This window comes from Kitasatospora sp. NPDC059577 (assembly GCF_042735475.1).
In the GTDB taxonomy this organism is placed as follows: domain Bacteria; phylum Actinomycetota; class Actinomycetes; order Streptomycetales; family Streptomycetaceae; genus Kitasatospora.
This window is the reverse complement of the sequence record NZ_JBHWBZ010000138.1, coordinates 1-2,916: the sequence shown is the minus strand read 5'-3', so window position 1 is coordinate 2,916 and position 2,916 is coordinate 1. Positions and strand designations below refer to the sequence as shown.

The 2,916-nt window shown below is 72.2% G+C and carries 2 protein-coding genes; both read left to right on the top strand.

Annotated features, from left to right (window positions below):
- Positions 1 to 158: 158 nt before the first annotated feature.
- Entirely contained in the window at positions 159 to 1,475 is a 1,317-nt protein-coding gene (murA, locus tag ACFV0O_RS41380) for a UDP-N-acetylglucosamine 1-carboxyvinyltransferase (protein WP_380350224.1), read from the top strand.
- 567 nt (positions 1,476 to 2,042) lie between these two features.
- A complete protein-coding gene (locus ACFV0O_RS41375; protein ID WP_380350221.1) occupies positions 2,043 to 2,267 on the top strand; it encodes a hypothetical protein in 225 nt (74 codons plus the stop codon).
- Positions 2,268 to 2,916 lie beyond the last annotated feature (649 nt).

Here is a 2,916-nt window from a genome sequence, read left to right as displayed (position 1 = left end):
CCCGGGCAGGCGGGGCGGAACATCTTCGCCGCCCGGGCCGCCCGGTTGCGCCCCCCGGGCCCGCCCGGCGCTGGTGCCCCGCGCCGGAAAGGGGCCCCACCAACCCCGACCGCCAACCAGGCGGCCACCCCTCCCGGCCACCCACCAGGGAGAAACACATGACTCAGCGCCTGATGGTCCACGGCGGAAGCCCGCTCGAAGGCGAGGTCCGCGTCAGCGGTGCGAAGAACCTCGTTCCCAAGGCCATGGTCGCCGCTCTGCTCGGACAGGGCATCAGCCACCTCACCAACATTCCGGACATCCGCGACATCCACGTGGTGAGCGGCCTCCTCCAGCTGCACGGGGTCACTGTCCACCAGGACAACAGCGGGCTGATCCTCGACGCCTCGCACGTGAAGAACGCGAACGTCGAGGACATCGTCGGTCACGCCGGCTCCTCGCGGATCCCGATCCTGTTCAGCGGCCCGCTGCTGCACCGCCTCGGCCACGCCTTCATCCCCGGCCTCGGCGGCTGCGACATCGGCGGCCGCCCGACCGACTTCCACTTCGAGGTGCTCCGCCAGTTCGGCGCCACCATCGAGAACCACCCGCAGGGCACCTACCTGGTCGCCCCGCAGCGGCTGCGCGGCACCAAGATCGAGCTGCCCTACCCCTCGGTCGGCGCGACCGAGCAGGTGCTGCTCACCGCCGTCCTCGCCGAGGGCGTCACCGAGCTGCGCAACGCCGCCATCGAGCCGGAGATCGTCGACCTGATCTGCGTCCTGCAGAAGATGGGCGCGATCATCACCAGGGACGCCGACCGCACCATCCTGATCACCGGTGTGGACGAGCTGAACGGCTACAACCACCGCGCGCTGCCGGACCGTCTGGAGGCCGCCTCCTGGGCCTGCGCGGCGCTCGCCACCAAGGGCGACATCTACGTCCGCGGCGCGCGCCAGCTGGAGATGATGACCTTCCTCAACACCTTCCGGAAGGTCGGCGGCGCCTTCGAGGTGGACGACGAGGGCATCCGCTTCTGGCACCCGGGCGGCGAGCTCAAGGCGATCGCCCTGGAGACCGACGTGCACCCGGGCTTCCAGACGGACTGGCAGCAGCCGCTGGTCGTCGCGCTGACCCAGGCCACCGGCCTGTCCGTCGTCCACGAGACGGTGTACGAGTCGCGGCTCGGCTTCACCGGCGCGCTGAACCAGATGGGCGCGCACATCCAGCTCTACAGCGAGTGCCTGACCGGTTCTCCGTGCCGCTTCGAACGGCAGAACCACACGCACTCGGCGGTCGTCTCCGGCCCGTCCAAGCTGACCGGCGGAGAACTGCACGTCCCCGACCTGCGCGGCGGCTTCGCTTACCTGATCGCGGCGCTGGCGGCCAAGGGCACCTCCACCCTTCACGGCATCGACCTGATCAACCGCGGCTACGAGAACTTCATGGAGAAGCTGCGCGATCTCGGCGCCGACGCCGAGATGATCACCAGCTGAGCCGGATCCGGTGGGCCCGGGACATCCCGGGCCCACCGGATCTCTGCCCCGACCGGGGCAGACGGGGACCGAGACTGTTCAAGCGCGTGCTGCGGGAACAGGCCAGGGTGGGCCAGCGCGGCAAGCCGGGGTGGCCGACGAGGCTGCGCTGGTGGGGCTTGCCGACCTAGTGGGCCTGTTGCCGTTGTGCGGTGGCGGGCCGGCGCCCCCCTGGTGCGTCATCCGTTGGTGTGCCGGGTGCAGGTTCGGGGGTTCGGGGTGGGGGCGGGTGGTGGTCTGCGGGTGGGTGCCGGTGGGGTGCCCGCGTGGTGTTCCGGCCGGGTCAGCCTCGCAGACGCGGTCGGGGGCGCAACCGAGGGCCTGATCCTCCCGGCCAAGATCTTTTGCGTCGGGCGAGGGCCGGGCTATCGCCCCTTTTTGGCCCTCGCCAGCGCCGCAAAACATCTTGGCCGTCCGGGTCCCTCGGTTGCGCCCCCGCCCTATTGCGTCTGCGTGGCAGCCCTTGCCGGAACACCCCGCCAGCGGGCACCCCACCGGCACCCACCCGCAGACCGCAAGGAGCCCACCATGACCACGAACCCCGCCGACGACTGCGGCTGCCCCGTCCCCTTCGCGCAGACCGTGCTGGTCGAGGGCACGCGGCTGTGCCCCGATTGCGCCGCCTCTGGCGCTGACCTCGCGCCGTGGGACGCCGCGGACCTCCCCCTCGTCCTCGCGGACGGGACCGTGGCGACGCCGGACGATGTCGCCGTGCTGGCCGACGCGGAGCTGCTGCGGCGGGCTGCCGGCTGAGGCGGCGGGGTCCTTCGGTGCCCCGCCCCGCTCGGGGTTTTGGTGTGGTCGCCCCCTGGCGGGGGCGGCTGTGTTGTGGCCCGGTGGCGTTCACCGTCCCGGTGGCGTCGGCCCCTGGGGGGCCTTTGGCCACCGTGCCGGGCCACCGTGCCTTGGTCACGCCTTCGGCGTGGCTGTGGTGTGGCCCGGCGGCGTTCACCGTGCCGGGTTCTGCCGGCCCTGGGGGGCCGTCAGATCCCGTCCCGGGCCGCCGGGCCGCGGTCGCCCCCTGCCGGGGGGACAGCCGCGCAGTCCGGCCGATTCGTCGGCGGAGTGGACGACCCAGCGGCCCCCGAAGCGATCCCGTGCCTTCGGTAGTCGTCCCTAACGGTTTCGGAGGAAGGCGCCGTCGGCCGCGTCCAATGGCCAATGGCCGCGAACCGCCGCGGTCAGCAGAGAGCCCTTCTGTCCAACGCACCGGTCCGTGCTGGACCGGCGGGCAGATCCACCCGACCAAGCCTGCCGACACCGCGGCGGCACCCGGTTCAGCCTTCGCGTACACCCGGACGGCGGGCCCGGCCGGGGTCCTCCCCGGCACTCGAGCCTGGTGGACAGCGGGGTGAGCGGCAAGGTCGTTCGTCCCGGGGGGCGCCTGGCTCTGGGACACAAA